The organism is Bradyrhizobium daqingense (assembly GCF_021044685.1).
In the GTDB taxonomy this organism is placed as follows: domain Bacteria; phylum Pseudomonadota; class Alphaproteobacteria; order Rhizobiales; family Xanthobacteraceae; genus Bradyrhizobium; species Bradyrhizobium daqingense.
The window spans coordinates 7,200,434-7,215,400 of sequence record NZ_CP088014.1 but is presented as its reverse complement, the minus strand read 5'-3'; the positions used below and the strand labels follow the sequence as shown (position 1 = coordinate 7,215,400).

17 protein-coding genes and 2 pseudogenes are annotated in these 14,967 nt (G+C 60.8%); 6 read left to right on the top strand and 13 right to left on the bottom strand.

Going from position 1 to position 14,967, the window contains the following annotated elements; translation table 11 throughout:
* Positions 1-109: 109 nt before the first annotated feature.
* Positions 110-355 carry a hypothetical protein gene (locus tag LPJ38_RS34415; protein WP_145637924.1) on the top strand — a complete coding sequence of 82 codons (246 nt, stop codon included), beginning with the start codon at positions 110-112 and terminating at the stop codon, positions 353-355.
* A gap of 306 nt (positions 356-661) precedes the next feature.
* Here LPJ38_RS34415 and LPJ38_RS34410 read toward each other — a convergent pair.
* From LPJ38_RS34410 to LPJ38_RS34395, 4 genes and pseudogenes are all read right to left on the bottom strand, one after another.
* A pseudogene (locus tag LPJ38_RS34410) lies at positions 662-1,425 on the bottom strand (IS5 family transposase).
* 433 nt (positions 1,426-1,858) lie between these two features.
* Entirely contained in the window at positions 1,859-2,194 is a 336-nt protein-coding gene (locus tag LPJ38_RS34405) for a hypothetical protein (RefSeq protein ID WP_231088496.1), read from the bottom strand.
* Complete coding sequence (locus LPJ38_RS34400; RefSeq protein WP_145637922.1) at positions 2,194-2,463, bottom strand: DUF1488 family protein; 270 nt, start codon at positions 2,461-2,463, stop codon at positions 2,194-2,196. Before LPJ38_RS34400 ends, LPJ38_RS34405 begins: the two co-directional genes overlap by 1 nt.
* A 205-nt stretch (positions 2,464-2,668) precedes the next feature.
* A complete protein-coding gene (locus tag LPJ38_RS34395; protein ID WP_145637916.1) occupies positions 2,669-3,532 on the bottom strand; it encodes a transglutaminase family protein in 864 nt (287 codons plus the stop codon).
* A 259-nt stretch (positions 3,533-3,791) separates the two neighbouring features.
* Here LPJ38_RS34395 and LPJ38_RS34390 point away from each other — a divergent pair, with 259 nt between their 5' ends.
* On the top strand, positions 3,792-4,796 hold the full coding sequence (locus LPJ38_RS34390; RefSeq protein ID WP_231088495.1) for an alpha/beta fold hydrolase: 1,005 nt from the start codon (positions 3,792-3,794) through the stop codon (positions 4,794-4,796).
* A 154-nt stretch (positions 4,797-4,950) separates the two neighbouring features.
* Here the strand turns inward: LPJ38_RS34390 and LPJ38_RS34385 are convergent.
* Both LPJ38_RS34385 and LPJ38_RS34380 read right to left on the bottom strand, forming a co-directional pair.
* A pseudogene (locus LPJ38_RS34385) lies at positions 4,951-5,257 on the bottom strand (hypothetical protein).
* Complete coding sequence (locus tag LPJ38_RS34380; protein ID WP_145637913.1) at positions 5,250-5,516, bottom strand: hypothetical protein; 267 nt, start codon at positions 5,514-5,516, stop codon at positions 5,250-5,252. Before LPJ38_RS34380 ends, LPJ38_RS34385 begins: the two are co-directional and overlap by 8 nt.
* A 370-nt stretch (positions 5,517-5,886) precedes the next feature.
* On the opposite strand from LPJ38_RS34380, the gene LPJ38_RS34375 reads away from it, so the two are divergent.
* On the top strand, positions 5,887-6,213 hold the full coding sequence (locus LPJ38_RS34375) for a hypothetical protein (RefSeq protein WP_208750578.1): 327 nt from the start codon (positions 5,887-5,889) through the stop codon (positions 6,211-6,213).
* Between the two features lie 83 nt (positions 6,214-6,296).
* Here LPJ38_RS34375 and LPJ38_RS38035 read toward each other — a convergent pair whose 3' ends face one another.
* Complete coding sequence (locus tag LPJ38_RS38035) at positions 6,297-6,431, bottom strand: hypothetical protein (RefSeq protein ID WP_283811482.1); 135 nt, start codon at positions 6,429-6,431, stop codon at positions 6,297-6,299.
* Between the two features lie 1,271 nt (positions 6,432-7,702).
* Positions 7,703-8,080: a hypothetical protein gene (locus LPJ38_RS34370; protein WP_145637908.1), complete on the bottom strand. Its 378-nt coding sequence runs from the start codon at positions 8,078-8,080 to the stop codon at positions 7,703-7,705.
* 569 nt (positions 8,081-8,649) lie between these two features.
* Between LPJ38_RS34370 and LPJ38_RS34365 the strand changes: the two genes are divergently transcribed.
* On the top strand, positions 8,650-8,952 hold the full coding sequence (locus tag LPJ38_RS34365) for a hypothetical protein (RefSeq protein ID WP_231088494.1): 303 nt from the start codon (positions 8,650-8,652) through the stop codon (positions 8,950-8,952).
* Position 8,953: 1 nt separating this feature from the next.
* Here the strand turns inward: LPJ38_RS34365 and LPJ38_RS34360 are convergent, their stop codons facing one another.
* Together LPJ38_RS34360 and LPJ38_RS34355 are read right to left on the bottom strand one after the other, a co-directional pair.
* Entirely contained in the window at positions 8,954-9,607 is a 654-nt protein-coding gene (locus LPJ38_RS34360) for a hypothetical protein (RefSeq protein ID WP_145637906.1), read from the bottom strand.
* 19 nt (positions 9,608-9,626) lie between these two features.
* Entirely contained in the window at positions 9,627-10,364 is a 738-nt protein-coding gene (locus tag LPJ38_RS34355; protein ID WP_145637904.1) for a metallophosphoesterase family protein, read from the bottom strand.
* Between the two features lie 194 nt (positions 10,365-10,558).
* Between LPJ38_RS34355 and LPJ38_RS34350 the strand changes: the two genes are divergently transcribed.
* A complete protein-coding gene (locus tag LPJ38_RS34350; RefSeq protein ID WP_145637902.1) occupies positions 10,559-11,185 on the top strand; it encodes a transglutaminase-like cysteine peptidase in 627 nt (208 codons plus the stop codon).
* An 11-nt stretch (positions 11,186-11,196) separates the two neighbouring features.
* On the opposite strand, the gene LPJ38_RS34345 is transcribed toward LPJ38_RS34350, so the two are convergent.
* The 3 genes from LPJ38_RS34345 to LPJ38_RS34335 all read right to left on the bottom strand — a co-directional run bounded on the left by LPJ38_RS34345 (position 11,197) and on the right by LPJ38_RS34335 (position 13,265).
* Entirely contained in the window at positions 11,197-12,468 is a 1,272-nt protein-coding gene (locus LPJ38_RS34345) for a hypothetical protein (RefSeq protein WP_145637901.1), read from the bottom strand.
* 86 nt (positions 12,469-12,554) lie between these two features.
* Positions 12,555-12,830 (bottom strand): hypothetical protein, encoded by a 276-nt coding sequence (locus tag LPJ38_RS34340; protein ID WP_145637899.1) that lies wholly within the window; start codon positions 12,828-12,830, stop codon positions 12,555-12,557.
* A 75-nt stretch (positions 12,831-12,905) separates the two neighbouring features.
* The gene (locus LPJ38_RS34335; RefSeq protein WP_231088493.1) at positions 12,906-13,265 is read right to left on the bottom strand and encodes a hypothetical protein; all 360 of its coding nucleotides are present in this window, start codon (positions 13,263-13,265) and stop codon (positions 12,906-12,908) included.
* A 474-nt stretch (positions 13,266-13,739) separates the two neighbouring features.
* On the opposite strand from LPJ38_RS34335, the gene LPJ38_RS34330 reads away from it, so the two are divergent.
* Complete coding sequence (locus LPJ38_RS34330; RefSeq protein ID WP_145637896.1) at positions 13,740-14,942, top strand: polysaccharide biosynthesis/export family protein; 1,203 nt, start codon at positions 13,740-13,742, stop codon at positions 14,940-14,942.
* Positions 14,943-14,967 lie beyond the last annotated feature (25 nt).

Genomic DNA, 14,967 nt, shown 5'->3' with positions numbered 1-14,967 from the left:
GCGGTGGATTGCCTGGTTTATCCGGCCCGGAAAGCTTCCGCTCGGAAGAGCTTGCTTTTGAGCAGAAACCTGTGACATTTCGCCCAGCTCCTCTTTCCGGTGTTGGACCATGCGCGGCATTTTGACAGCAATCATGTTTTCGGCCTTTCTGGTTCAGTCTGCGTTTGCGCAAGGAACCAAGGATCGGGCCAACACCACCAGCTCCAGCATCGTGACGACATCCGATAAGAAGAAACAGACCACCCAGGCTGCCTCCCGGCCGACCGCTGTCCGGAATGTGGCGGGGAGCCTTCCCGCCGGACAGGCGGCCCAGGGCGTCTGGAGGGATGGCAAGCTGATTGCCGTGCCTCGGTGAGGTCACGCAACGAACCGTGAAGGAACGGTGTTCGCCTCCTGACGTTCTTGCTTGGGAGATGTCGCACATGAAACGATTAGTCTTGATCACGTTCGCGCTTGTCGTGCCCGCTGGCGCCTGGGCCCAGGGGGTCAACGACCCCTCGACGCCCAATCGCAACGTGATCATTGTCAATCCGTCGCAGCCCGCGCGCCCTAATGCAACGCGCAACATTCCAAGCCGGATCGAGGCTCCTGTGACGAGTGGTGCAGCGGCTCGGCCCTATCGCGGGAACATGACCCGGGGCAGCGGGTCGGGCCGTCGCTACTAGAGCATGGCATCATAACGCGCAGCCAGCCATCGCCGGATCGATGCGAGTTGGACGAAGGCAAGGTAGTTTCCCGCAAGCCTGTCGTAGCGCGTCGCCACACGACGACATTGTTTGATCCTGTTGAAGAACCGTTCGACCTGGTTGCGAGCGCGGTAGAGATAGGGGCTGAAGCCGATCGGATCGCCGCGATTGCTTTTCGGCGGGATGTTGGCCCACGCCCCCTTGTTCATGGCAAACTCTCTGATCCAGTCGGCGTCATAGCCACGGTCGGCAAGCAACATTGATCCGGACTTCAGACGAGCGCGCAGTCTTCCTGCAAGTCGAACGTCGTGGGCCTCGCCGAGGCTCAACGCCAACCGTACCGGGAGACCATTGCTATCGACCACCGCGTGGATTTTGCTCGTCAAGCCGCCGCGTGACCTTCCCATCGATTGGCGATGGTTCCTTGTGATGCAGGCCCCATGCTGATGCACATGGACAATCGAGGTGGCGATCATTTGGACAGGGGCATCATGGGCAGCCGCAGATGCGTCTATGATGCGGATCCAGACACCAGCCCGCCGCCAACGGACAAAGAGGTTTTAGCATGTGGTTTACGGACCAAACGTCTCGGGCAAATCGCGCCAAGGCGCTCCGGAGCGCAAGACCCAGAAGATGCCATTGAGGACACGACAGTCGTTAACCCGAGGAACGCCACGCGGCTTGTTGGCAGCATGGGCTTGATGGCAATCCATTCATAACCGGCGAGTTCGTAGCGCATGATTCGAGCCCACAGTTTGGGAGTTTGAATCACAGGGGTCTGGCCAGACGCAACGCTTCTGGGCAGGCCCCGGTTGGACACTTACGGGGTAGAAGCGGACATCAGCCAGCCGACAGTATCCGCTGAAACCGTCGAAAATCACCCATAGCCGACTACGAAGAAGGGGGCACAGAGCAGCGGACAACGCCTTTCATGTGCGACCAAAAGAACATCACCGAAGAACTCACTTTGACGGTTTCATCGGACGAAGGCCCGATTGGCTGTGCGACCGTTAGAGTATCGGTTCGACTAGCTACTTAGGCGGATGACCTTGTGCCGACCCCCTCTGGCTCGGGCGGCGAAGCCTAATACGGATAAAACTCCTTCGGCTGAACTCGAAACGCGCTTCTCATTGCACATCAACGAAGAGCGTTTGAGCGGAACGTGGGTGAGCTCATGGGACAAGCGTGTTCGGCCGCACGTTGAGCCGTGCGAGCTCTCGACGCTCATCATCCGACAATTGCCAGTCTTCGCATTGACTATAGAGCTGCTTGAAAGCGTCGTGCAGCTTGCTTCGGGCGACCTTTACCATCTCGGTGTCGTCAAACTCGCGAGAGTTGAGGAAGATGGGTAAGGTAAAACTGGTTTGATCGCGGTCAAATCGAAACGTCAAACCCATGTCCTCGCCTCGCTCATTCGGCGAAATCATCTCGATGCGTGCCAGTGTGATTTTAAAGTTAGCCATTGATTCAACTTGCGGAACCCGGGCCACGGTTGGCTTATTGTTCATCAGACCACTTTTGAGAATTGGCTGGCGACCAGATCATAAGAGCCCCTGCTGCCGCGCACATAGACCTTTGCGGCTGTGGCGCAGATCACATCACGATGGCGGTCGAACGCATTCAGGAAATCCGCTTCGTGACAGGCGCCCGGCTGAAGTCGCTTCAGGGCGTCTTCCTCAATGAAGAATGATGCCTCGATCGCACTGTCCGAGCCCCAAAAATGCACCGCGCGTCTCGTCCGGTCATATGCGCGGCTTTGATTTGGAAACTTGATCATACGGCAATCCAATCCAGGTTAGCAGGCGTCTTGTCTTGCGATGTTCGAAAAGGCAGCTGCTCGTCTGTTGTCCCATTCCTCAGGGGAGTGGCAGACCGAACCTTGCTCCAGCACGATGGCACCGGGGGCGATCTGCCCGACGACAGCGCACACTCAGCTGCCCTAATACAATTGGCTTTCGACCAAGAAGTTGCTCGATCGCGAGCTATGACGTGACCAGAACCTCAACCGACATACCAGCGAAGGCATCGGTGCTGGCGATGTAGCTGCCCGACACGGGCGCAATCTGTCGGATGTCGCGAGCCACCGCGATGGGAACCAAATTGAAGCCGCCTAAGCTGCGGTTCGTTGGGTCAAACGTAATCCAGCCCGCTCCCGGTACGAAAATCTCGGCCCACGCATGCGTTGACCCTGCTCCGCCGGACCCCGCACTTTGCTGGTTCGGGTTGTACAGATAGCCGGAAACGATCCTCGCTCCGAAACCCAACACGCGGGCCGCCTCGGCGAACAACACCGCCAGATCCCGGCATGAACCCCAGCCACGGCTCAAGGTCTCTAGTGGCGTTTGGGTCCCTTCTTCCTCACGGCTCTGATATCGAGCCGCCTCTGAGACCCCGACGCTCAGGTCTTTAAGCAGCGCCAATGTGTCAGTCTTGCTTCCGCGAACAAACATGTGTGCCCAGTGTCGCAAAGTCCCTTCTGCATCGGCGAACTGCGGAGTGGCCAAAGCGCCAAGATCGCCCCAATCATGATCAGAATAGAGGAAGGGGTAGGATGTTGCCGAGACTGCGATGTCGAAAATCGGCCATTCAACCGAGGCGAGCTGAAGGTTTGCCACGCTGGAAATTACCAAAGTGCTGGCTTTCCTGGAAAACGTTGCGGTTGTGACTGCATTCCCGAACACATCGCTGGCCCAGCTCAGGACTGCATCAGGCGCAGTCGAGATTCGGCTGGATAGCAGCCGAACATCTCGGCTTTCGCGCGGACGAAGCATAAGGCGATGAGGAAGAAGGCTCACCGGCTCGTTGAAGCGGTAAGTCGTCGTATGCTGAATCTCTAGGGTGATCAACGGCAACTCCTGACGGCAGCCGCGCTGGCGTCTCGGTCGGCCCATTCAGATGCCCCGGGCACGACGCCAGTAGCAGGTATATATCGCTGTGAGGATGAAGCGCCAGATCGCTGGTTTCAACTGGTCTCTCGGATCTGAACGTTGGACGTGACCTCACGGCGGTGTTGACAAAGGAACGAAGTAGGGGCCTCGTCCGTTCACTTCACCTGCAACATTTCTCATGCCTGAGGCATCGTGCAGACCCAGCGAGGTACTGCCAATGACCGTCCCGCACGCTCGTTTTCCCAGGTTCCTGTCCAACTGTCTCGTCGCCCTCCAGCGACACCCTGCGCTTGCCACTGTTGCTGGCGCAGCTACTCTCATGGCGGGCGCCGCGCTCATCAACCGGCAGCTTGCAAAGAAGGCGCAGCGCGACAATCCTCCACAAGGGCGATTTATCGAGGTCAATGGCGTGCAGCTGCACTATGTTGAACGGGGCAATGGTCGGCCTCTCGTTCTCTTCCATGGCAACGGCAGCATGATCCAGGATTTCCAGTCCAGTGGCCTGATTGATCGCGCGGCTGAAAATTACCGGGTGATCGTGTTCGACCGGCCTGGCTTCGGACACAGCCTCCGCCCCCGGAACGTCGCTTGGACTGCGGAAGCACAAGCAGATTTGTTCAAGGTTGCACTCGATCGGTTGAGTGTCCACCGCGCGATCGTGCTCGGGCATTCGTGGGGAGCGTCCGTCGCGGTGGCGCTCGCGATCCGCCACCCGTCTTTGGTTGAGGCCTTGGTGCTCGCCTCGGGATACTATTTCCCCACAGCCCGAAGCGATGCAGCGGCCTCGTTGGTGCCCGCGATGCCGGGGCTCGGCGACATCATCAGCCACACCGCCTCACCGATCCTCGGTCGGTTGATGTGGCCTGCGATGTTGAAGAACCTGTTTGGCCCGCGGTCAGCGCCTGAGAAGTTTGCTGGCTTCCCCAGAGAGATGGCCCTGCGACCGGGACAGATGCGTGCCAGCGCCGCAGAAGCAGCTTTGATGGTCCCCGGTGCCTTCTCGGCTGCAAAGACCTATAGCGAACTTGAGATGCCTACGATCATCATCTCGGGCGAAGAGGATCGCCTGATTGACATCAATGAGCAATCGGCCAGGCTTCATGGAGAGATCAAGCAGAGTAAACTGCGCCGCATCGCCGGAGTCGGCCATATGATTCACCAATCCGCAATGCCGGACCTGATGGCGGCCATCGACGAAGCTGCTGCTCAGACGGTGCATTAGGTCGCGCGAAGTGGCAGGAGGCAGTGCACCGGAGAGGTCGATGTCGTGCAAGGAATCTCTTTGGCTCTGTCACGCATCGAGAATCGGACGATGATCCGGCATGCTCGTGTCTGACAAGCAATCATTGGTCAACGCCACCGCACTCCATTCTGTGTTATTTGCCTCGGCCCTCTCCGCTGAGCCGGATGAAATCATCGAACAGCGCCGATACCAGGGCGCGGTGGCGCGTGTCCTCGGAGGGTAGGCTCGCAACGTAAAGGTTGAGCAGATAGCGCGCCTTACCGCCGCCTCAGGCCATGAGGTGGCGGGCACCCGTCATCAGGTGGCTTTCGAGATCGGACTCGCGCTCCCGCAGCTCCCTGACATTGTTCGCGACCTCGGCCAGCGCGCGGCGCAAAATCGGTCGCCTTCTGAGCGGCCATGCCGCGGTGCTTGTCGAGATCGACCGTGTGGTCAGTCATTGGCGGCGCTCGCGTCCGCAGCTTGCGCGTTCGCAAGATCGACCGAGCCGATCGACAGCATCTCCGTGACGCCGCAAACGCCTCCGGCGGGCACGGTGATCATCGTGCCAACGCGGCGATAGGCCGAGAAGGTCAGGCCCTCGATCGACTCCTCGTCTGTGACGACCTCGTAGGCGCCGGCCGGCAACAGGCGCTCGATGCCGCGGATGCGGAACGGACGCTTGAAGTGGACGGTCTCTCGCCGCGAGCGGATGGTCATGCACGCCTGCCTTTCGCAAGTGAAGCCCCAACCGATGCTTGCTGTCGCGACCATGCGCCCTTCGCGCCGTAATAGCCAGCACTATCGGGACCCGCTGGTAGACGAAGATGTCACAGTGGAGCCGTCGCCCGCGCCGCATTTAACGCTCGCTATTGGCTCGGCACAGGCTTAGGCTCCATGCCATCACCGCACATCTCAACGGCTTCGACCGGTGACTGAGGGTCATGTGTGCTCCCGCCGAAGGCCCCGCAGGAGCATTCGATGTCGCGTGTTCGCATCTCGGAATGGATCGTACCGCCGGTCATCGTTCCGTTTTTTTTACTGCTTCTCGTGTGCGGAGCCGCCATCCTCAATGGCTAGAGGAACCCGAGTGCCCTATTTGGTCAGCGGGACCAACGAATACGGGAGCTCCAATCTCGGCCGCGGCAGTGCGATAGTCGCGCTGCGGCTCGCAAGGAAGCTGCTGCGCGAAGGTTACATGGACGTCAGGGTCTGCACCCCGCGCGGACGGGTGCTGGAGTCGAATGAGCTCGACGAACTCAAACCACCAAAGGAGAGTGACATGGCGAAGGGCCAGCAACGCGGCAATCGCGAAGCCAAGAAGCCGAAGAAGGAAAAGGCCAAGGTGATCGCGGCGGCGCCGAGCCGAAAGGAAGCCGTTTGGCAGCCGGATTTCGGGCCCGCAAAGAAGAAGTAGCAAAGGCCTGACACTCGGCAATGGAGTGCAGTCGTCCTAGCCCCCTTTCGGAACATGGGCCGGCAAATCCTCTCGATCAGGAATCAAATAGAAAGGACGGTCAGCATGACAATGGCTAGAACAGGTACGTGGAACGCCGCGCTTTTCCTTGCATCAATGTTCGGTGCAGCACCGGCGGCCTTGGCAGCGGAGCCGAACTGCCGTTCAATCGAAAGCACGAGCGCGCGCCTCTCCTGTTACGACGCAGCCTTTCCTCCAAAAGCGAGGAAGCCCTCAGGGACCAGTACCGACTCATTGTCGGTCGAAAAGGACCCTTTCCTTGCAGAAGAAGCCCGCACCTCAGCGAAGTTAAAGAATATTTGCCGTGGTTGCTGAGGTTAGATCGGTTTCGAGGCGACAATAGTAATCGCGCCCAGCTTGAAGCGAGAGCAGTCAGCCAGTCAGTGACGTCAAGCAGCTTGCAGATAGTTCCCGCCAAAATCGAAACAAAGCGCTCGCTATCGAGCAAATAAAGGCGCACTGTCTCACTACCACCGAGCGGCCCTCAGCATCTATCGGTGGCGTGAACGCAAAATGCGCTCCCGCTCAACCCCAAGCGGAGCGTCAAACATGCCGACTCAACGGTCCCCAGGACCATCCTTGACATTCGAATACCGCCTCGCGCAGGAGGCGATCAACCTCCGCCTACAGGCGAAGGGGATGCCCGCTGGCGTCCGCCGCACGGAGCTTCTGCGAAAGGCCAGGCAGATCGATGCTGCCGGAGAGGTCAACAAGTGGCTGACCTCGCCGGGACTACAGCCGCCATCTTGAATTTAGGCCTCGCTTTTGTCCGACCTGATGAACTTCAGCATGCCACGAGAAGACCAACCTTTATCGGGATTTTACTCTCACCCTCCCGAGGCCGGTAATCCGCCGCCTGCGCTTTTATTTAAGCGGGCGGCGTTTTTCTTGAGCTGGAAAGCCATTGCACGCACCGTCAAGGGGCTGATCCCGATTCCTTTGGCTTTCTAGGAACGCCGCTGGGAGAATAGCTTTAAACTTAATCACCTTTTCGGATCCCTAGGCTACTATCGGTGACTGAGAGCTGGTTGCTCCCGCCTGGAAGCCGCGGGATGCACATGTGCAAAAATTGCGACCAGATAAACAACGAAATTGAACAGTTCCGCAGGTTGATAGCACCGGAAATGGACGCGCTTAGCTTGGCGATGATCCGATGCGCAATCGAATTGCTAGAAGATGATAAGGCGGCCTTTAAGTGCCGCGGGAGCGCGCGCAACTAGGTGCGCCCTCCGTTCGCAATCTTAGTCGATGTCGCCTCTTGGCCCATCGCGACATTTGCTGCAGTTGCACAAACCCGGTCGGTCGGAGTGAAGCGGACATCCATGAAGTTTATGAGTACGCGCCCTAGAGCATGCTGCATTGGAGCATGCTCCGCGCAGCGGCGAACTTATCCTGGTCTCATCGCGTTTCGTCCGCGGTCAGGCGTGCTCTATTGCGGGTTGACTTCGACCTCCAAGGTCGACGTTCCTAAGTCGTGTCGGTTCTTGCCTGAGATCAGCAGCGTAAACTTATCCGGGCTTGGGGGATGGTTTTCTGCCGAATAACGAAAGCCAGACCCCACCACCGCCAATTGTCCCCGCGATGGTCCGCTCACGACCGATACGTTGAAGATCTGCATGTACGACCAACGCAGTCCCTGGATGCAATCGGCTCCAGGAGCAATTGCCATGGTCCATTTCACCGTATCGTCCGACAAGGCGAACGGCGTTCGTTCCTTGATGCAGAGGGGGCTCGCCTGCGCCGCGAGGCCGGACATGGCGGAAGCCGCGATCGCAACGCCGACCAGCAATACCGGTCTTGCACGCATTCTCGGCGACTCCACGAGCGGACGCCGAAGGTAGCAGCAATGAGCTAACGAGGTCTTAGAACGGAGTTGTTCGAGGTAGCGATCATCTGACGCGGACCCGAGGCCGCTCGATCATCCCGGCGCCTTCCTCCGAACCGTGCCATCCTACCTCTGTTTTGCCCGACGGATCAAACTGAATTTCGGAAATTAGTAACCCATTGATTTGGCTGGCGCCGCCTACTGTGCATGGGGTTGTTTTTCGATTCTGGTTGGAGGTCCCCGAAGGCTCCGGGTCAGGTGTCCGGATATGCTGCCCGGCCGTCAGCCGCCGCCCGCCAAACGGCTTGCCCATCGATCAACCGTCTTGCACTTGTTGCAATCGGCAACCTCATGGGTTGAACTTGTCGTGGCCTCTGACTGCTGTCGGCCTCATTGGAGTTATCGGAGTGCAATCCGTTCGCCGCATCTACGTCTCAGATCGCATCCCAGGGTGCGCACCGGTCAGGGCGATCGTGGCCGTCGCCGTGGGCTTTGCCATCTATGTTGCCTGTCCGCTCCAGTGTTTGGCTCAGAGCGAACCGGAGCCCTCGGTGAACGACTATCTTCCACCGAGCGAGCCGGAAGTCTCGCGCGATGAATGGCGGCAGCGCATTGAGGAGGCACGGCGCCGGGCCAAAGAAGCCGCGCGCGAGCGCCGCGCGCATCCGGAGCTCTACAAGCCCGCTCCGGAAGATCCGGACGTCGTCGCAACCGAACGTCTCCTGCGCGACGACAGCCTGCAACGCGGCGACATCGTTACGACCAAGAAGGGCATGTTCGTCTACCAGGGACGATCCGACCAGCCGCGCCGCGATCAGGACTTCGTGCCGGTCAACCCGAAATCCCTGCGCTGAGCTAATACCGCCGCAAGATCTCGTTGAATTTGGGATCGGTGACCTTCGTGGTCTCCAGCAGCAGGGACTTGCCTTGCGGATTTGCCTGCACATAGGCTGCGACCAGCAGAGGCTCGTAACGCGAACGATTGGCCAGTGCCGACCGGATATCGGATTGCGCGAGGAGCTTGATCTCTTCGTCGCTTGCAGCCGCGCTCGAGGTCACGGTCCGGACGCGCGAGAGCGCGACGTCGATCGGCACCGCGCCGGTCAGGTAAGACATCTTCACCGCAGGCGTGACTGCCTCGCCAGCCTGGGCCTGCAGCGTGCCGAGCGTCAGCCATAGCGCGGGCCTGATTGGTGAGACCTTCAAGGCGGTGACGACCGCGCTTTGGGCCGCCTTGTTCTCCCTGGCTTTGCCGGCCGCTTCGGTCGAAGGGCGGTGGAGGACGTCAGCAGCCGTCGCTGCCGCGTAATTCGCCAGCAGCTCGCCATCCCATGACACGGACGCCAAACCACCTGCGGCAGCCAGCTTCGCCTTCTCGGGCGGAATCTCGCCCGAGAACAAATCGCTGGCGCGAAAGTTCGGTCGTAACAGATCGCCATAGAACGCGATGCCGGCGTGAAGCGCCAGCACGATTGCGGTCAAGATGCCGATGACGCGGAGCGGGATCACCGAAGTTCGGCCTAAGCTTTCAAATTGCGAGAAGACTATCGCCTTGTATCGTCAAGAGCGTCAAGTTGCCGGTCGCATATGCACCGGTGTCGATGTTGATGCGGTTCGCCCGGATGTCGGGCGCGCTGACCGGGGTATGACCGTGCACGATATATTTGCCGAAGCGCTCCTCGGAGGCGAGGAATTCCTCGCGGATCCAGAGCAGATCCTCGTCCTTCTGGCGATCGAGCGGGACGCCCGGCTTGACGCCGGCATGGACGAAGAAGAAGTCGCCGCAGGCAAAGGACGAGGGCAATTGCTGGAGGAAGGCGAGATGCTCCGGCGGCAATGCGCGTCTCAGTCCCTCGATCAGTTCGACCTGCTGCTCCGCGGACGGGTTCATCGTCGGCGTGATGCCGTAGGAGACCAGCGTCAGGAGGCCGCCATAGTGGCGCCACTCCTGCAGGCGGGCGGGGTCCTTGAGCACCTCGAGCAGGAAGACCTCGTGGTTGCCCTTCAGGCAGACGGTCTCGTGCGATTTCGAGCGCGCGATCAAGAGATCAAGAACGGCGCGTGAGTCCGGCCCGCGGTCGACATAGTCGCCCAGGAAGACCTGAATGGCGCGTTGGGGAGCCGAACGGGCGAGGTCGGCGTCGATCACGGTTAACAGCGATTGAAGCAGATCGGCGCGGCCATGCACGTCGCCAATCGCATAGACGCGAACGCCGTCGGGGAGCCGAGGCTTGGTCTTCTTTCGAAAGCGGGAGGAAAGGCCCATCAGGTCGGTCGAATCGTATCCAGCGTCACGAGCGGAACGTCGTGACCGCTCTTAGCAGAACAAGTCATGCATCGGTATTCTTAATTGTTTCCGACCGATGAGCCCGCATTTTGATTAAAGCATCGCGTGGCCTTTGAGCCGTATTTCAAGAGGTCTCGCGTAGCGTCTCCCCCAACAAGAATGGGGAGCGCGACATGCGCAAAGTGGTAAAGTTCCTGGCGGCTGCGGCCGCAATCGTGGTTGCTGCGGGGGTGCAGCAGAAGGCGGAAGCCGCCTTCGTCGGCGCACCCATGGGGCTGCGCGGCGCCATCCACTACATCAAGTTCGACCAGCCGACGCTGGCGCCGATGGCGTTCACCATCTTCTGCCTGAAGTACAAGGACGAGTGCAAACCGCGTCCGCAGCAGATCGTGTTTCGAGGCGGCCGTCTGAAGCTGACGGCCGAGCGCATGGCGCAGATGCAGGAGGTCAACCAGCGCGTCAACACCGCGATCCGCCCCGAGGCCAATCTGGAAGGGCTGCGTGGCGAGAAATGGCTGCTGCACCCGACCAGCGGCGATTGCAACGATTACGCCGTGACAAAACGCCACGATTTGATCGCCAAGGGCTTTCCGGCGCGCTCGGTGCTGCTCAGCGAGGTCGTGACCACCTGGGGCGAGCATCATCTCGTCGTGGTGGTGCGGACCTTCTCCGGCGATCTCGTGCTGGACAATCTCTCCGGCCACATCATGCCGTGGTCGAAGAAACCCTATCGCTGGGTCCGCATCCAGTCGCCCAAGAACCCGAACTACTGGGCCTCGCTCGGCGACCGCGCGGTCTGATCACCCGCGCTCTATCGTGACCCGGATTGGCTGACGCTCTGCGACAGCCCGAGGCCCACGATCACCGACAGGCACAGGATGGATGCCGGGCGCAGCAATCCGGGACCTGCGAAGCTCTGGACGAGCGCAAAGAGAACACAGGCGGCGGCCGCCGCGGGAAAGAACGAGTCGCGGCCGCGCTGCAAGGCGCCGAAGAACAGGCGGACCAGGGCGATCAGGCTCACCGCCATCATAGCAGCGAAACCGATCCATCCCATTCCCGCAAAGATCGCTGTCGCCGCTGAGGGGGCGCTCAAGAGGGCTCCGGCATCGTTCTGATAGATTCTGCCGACTGCAGCAAAAGTCCCGGCGCCGGCGCCGAACCAGCGCGTATCGGCCAACATGCGCTCGAACGCGGCCTTGGTGTCGGTCCCCATCTCCGGGACGAGCCGCAGGAGAATTGGCCCTGAATTTTTCTCGAAGAGGAAGATCAGGACGATGCCCGCGCCGATCAGGGCTGCGACCGACAAGGCGGTCGCGGCCAATGGTGACAGATCCAGCCTGCGGATGACGAGGATCAGCAGGATCAGCACGACGCCGAAGCTTGCTGCGACCGCGCTGTTCGTTCCGGACAACCCGAAGATCGCGATTGCGCAGGCCAGGGCCCCGACGAGACCGCAAAGACCGATCACGACGGAGCGGAGGACCGAGTGATGCGTTTCGGCCCGCTCAGCCGCGAGCTGCATGACCGCCAGATTGAGCATGAGGCCGAGGCCGGCCAAGGTCGTCGTGAGCTCAGAGGGCGCGGCTGCAGCAAGCCCCGGCGAGAGCCGATGCAAGTCCAAGATCAAGGCGGCGGCCGCCGTTACTCCGCTCAGCACGAAGAGAACCAGCTCGGCACGGCTGCGGTTGCGGACCACCAGGATGGCGACGCCGAGCAATGAGATCGCTGCGAGCACCAATACCAGCGCGTCCACCGTCAAGCCGATATCGGCGGTGATCGGCCCGAGCGAGAAGCCGCCGAGGACGTCGTGGGCACTGGCCCAGATCGGATGCGCCCAGCTCAGCGGAAGCGGGGCGAGTTGAGCGGCGATGCACAGCGGAATGGCGATCAGGATCCAGCGGCCCCAGGAGGTCGCGCGGACATAGTGCTCGTAGTCGGCCTTGCGCGTGCTCGAGGCAGCCGCCAGCAAGCCTAGCGCTGCGGCCATCGACCCCAGCTGCGCACCGAACTTGGCGCCGGCGATTTCGAGAGCGGAAGCGGAGACGATCGAAACGATGAGGGCAAAATAAGCGAGGGACAAACGGCGCGCTCGATGCGGAATCCTGAAACGGGTCAGGTCACCATACAAGCGGGCGTGTGGTTTTCAACCAGAGGCCTGCGCCGCAATCAGCGGGTGGCCTTCACCGGTCGATCGAACACGCGGGTGGCGCGTGCGGCGGCAAGGGCAAAGCGCGCCCCCGAACCGAACAGGTAACCGCCCTGGAGAGCGATGGCTGCGAACGCCGCTGCCTTCATGCCTTCAAGGAAGCCAAGGCTGGTCATCATGCTGACGGGCAGCATGGTGAGCACCAGGGCGAATGTCACCGGCAGGAGCACGAACACGCGAAAGCGCTGGCCGAGCACGGCACCTGTGAGAAAGCTGAAAATCAAAAAGGCGGTCATTCGAAACACTCTCCGTGCTCCGGACCCTAGGTTTCCCGCCTAAAAAGACCCTTAAGTCGTATGGCTAAATTTGGCCTATTGGCCGCAATTTGCCAGCAGCGAATGATAGGCCTCCCGTAGCCCATTGAGGGCCACCATTCCCTTGATCTCGGTGTCGCCTTCCCTGATCACCACGGACAGGGAGGGCGTCGTCTGCCACTTTCCGGCGGCAAAGGCCGAGACCTCGTCGGGCAAAAGCACGGCGGCGCCCGCGGCCGCCATGCCAGCATCAAAGGTCAAGGTGCCGCCGCTCGCGGCAATGGTCACCTTCGGGCGGCTCCGCGGCGGAAAGGGCCGGATCAGGGCCACCAGCACGTCGACCTTGCCCTTCGGGGCGCAGCGGACGATCAGGCCCGCGAAGTCCGGGTCGGACTGGGTCGTGTCAGCCGTCTTCATGATCGCAGCAAAGCTTTCACCGTCCTTGGTCCCTTGCGTCCGGGTGAATTTCCAGACGGAGGAGGGGGCGGAGGTCGCCGCCGCAACGATCGGCGCTTCCTGACATGAGAAACCGGTGCTGCTGGTGCAGGGAGAGGCAGGACCCCATGGGCGATCAGCGGCGCCAAGGAGGGAACCTGCCAAAAGCGGGATCAGAAGGAGGCCAGTCACGGGGGGCCTACTCAGCCTTAGCAGACCGCAGCCAGGTCAAGAAGCCTCGCGCTCGACACACTGCGCCCTTGAGTCGGGCCGTTTGCTCTCCGACCGGGCACACGAAATACCACAAATGGTCACAAAGGGTTAAACCAAGCCCCAAACAGTGGCCTGCACGCCACACTGGCCAACTGATCGCTCCGTTAACCACCCGGAACACTTGTCGCACCACCCCCTAGGCCGTACCAATTTATGTCAATTGGGGACCCTCGGGCACGATTCATGTCATCCATTGCCAAGACCTATGCTTTGCAGTTTGCGTTTCTGGCCGCCGTCTTGGCGCTCGGGGCCTGCTCGACCAATCCCGGCTCGGGTCCACTGACGGACGACGTCAACAACAAGATCCAGACCGAAAACGCGCCGGCCTACGAGCTGGTGCCGCTCAATCCGGCGACCGTGAAGATCCTGCACACCCACGAGCCGAAGGGGCTCGCTGGCGTGTTCACCGACCGCCGTCCGCCCGCCAGCATCGTGTTCGGTATCGGCGACGTCGTCAGCGTCACCATCTTCGAAGCCGCAGCAGGTGGTCTGTTCATCCCGGCGGAAGCCGGCGTCCGTCCGGGTAACTTCGTGACCATCCCGGACCAGGCGGTGGACAATGACGGCTTCATCACGGTGCCCTATGCCGGCCAAGTCAAAGCCGCGGGCCTGACGGCGGTTCAGATCCAGCGCTCGATCATCGAAAAGATCGGCAACCGCGCGATCGAGCCGCAGGCGGTCGTTGCGATGTCCTCGCAGCGCACCCAGCTCATCAGCGTGCTCGGCGAGGTCAATTCGCCAGCGCGTTATCCGGCGAGCGCGGCGGGCGCCAAGGACCGCGTGCTCGATGCGATCACCCGGGCCGGCGGCATCAAGGGCCAGGGCTTCGAGACCTGGGTCATGCTGGAGCGTGGCGGACGTCGGGCGACCGTGCCGTTCGAAAATCTCGTGATGGCGCCCGAGAACAACGTTTATGTACGTCCCGACGACAGCATTTACGTCTATCGCGAGCAGCAGAAGTTCCTGGCGTTCGGCGCCAGCGGCCAGAGCGGCGAGTTCAACTTCGATGCCTGGCGCATCAACCTCGGCGAAGCTGTCGGCAAAGCCGGTGGTCTCCTGGACGGTCAGGCCGATCCCGCTGCCGTGTATCTCTACCGGCGCGAGCCGCGCGACGTCGCGGCCCAGCTCGGCATCGACGTGAGCAAGTACACCTCGGACACGATCCCGGTCATCTTCAACGTGAACTTCCGCGATCCCGGTGGCTTCTTCCTTGCGACAAAGGTCATGATGAAGAACCAGGACATCATCTACGTCTCGAACTCGCGCAACGTCGAAGTCGCCAAGTTCCTGAACTACCTCCGTGTGATCATGGCGACCGGCAACGATGCGGTGAATCTGTCGAACAACGCGCTGATCTTCCGCAACAACGTCAAGCTGGCGCCGTAAGGCCCGACTTGATCGACCAAAGACG

Coding starts and splice junctions, on each gene's coding strand:
- LPJ38_RS34405 (WP_231088496.1), bottom strand. CDS start 2,194: ATGAACAATAAGCCAACCGTGGCCCGGGTTCCGCAAGTTGAATCAATG.
- LPJ38_RS34415 (WP_145637924.1), top strand. CDS start 110: ATGCGCGGCATTTTGACAGCAATCATGTTTTCGGCCTTTCTGGTTCAG.
- LPJ38_RS34350 (WP_145637902.1), top strand. CDS start 10,559: ATGCGCAAAGTGGTAAAGTTCCTGGCGGCTGCGGCCGCAATCGTGGTT.
- LPJ38_RS34335 (WP_231088493.1), bottom strand. CDS start 13,265: ATGAAGACGGCTGACACGACCCAGTCCGACCCGGACTTCGCGGGCCTG.
- LPJ38_RS34355 (WP_145637904.1), bottom strand. CDS start 10,364: ATGGGCCTTTCCTCCCGCTTTCGAAAGAAGACCAAGCCTCGGCTCCCC.
- LPJ38_RS34400 (WP_145637922.1), bottom strand. CDS start 2,463: ATGATCAAGTTTCCAAATCAAAGCCGCGCATATGACCGGACGAGACGC.
- LPJ38_RS34380 (WP_145637913.1), bottom strand. CDS start 5,516: ATGACCATCCGCTCGCGGCGAGAGACCGTCCACTTCAAGCGTCCGTTC.
- LPJ38_RS34340 (WP_145637899.1), bottom strand. CDS start 12,830: ATGACCGCCTTTTTGATTTTCAGCTTTCTCACAGGTGCCGTGCTCGGC.
- LPJ38_RS34390 (WP_231088495.1), top strand. CDS start 3,792: ATGACCGTCCCGCACGCTCGTTTTCCCAGGTTCCTGTCCAACTGTCTC.
- LPJ38_RS34370 (WP_145637908.1), bottom strand. CDS start 8,080: ATGCGTGCAAGACCGGTATTGCTGGTCGGCGTTGCGATCGCGGCTTCC.
- LPJ38_RS34330 (WP_145637896.1), top strand. CDS start 13,740: ATGTCATCCATTGCCAAGACCTATGCTTTGCAGTTTGCGTTTCTGGCC.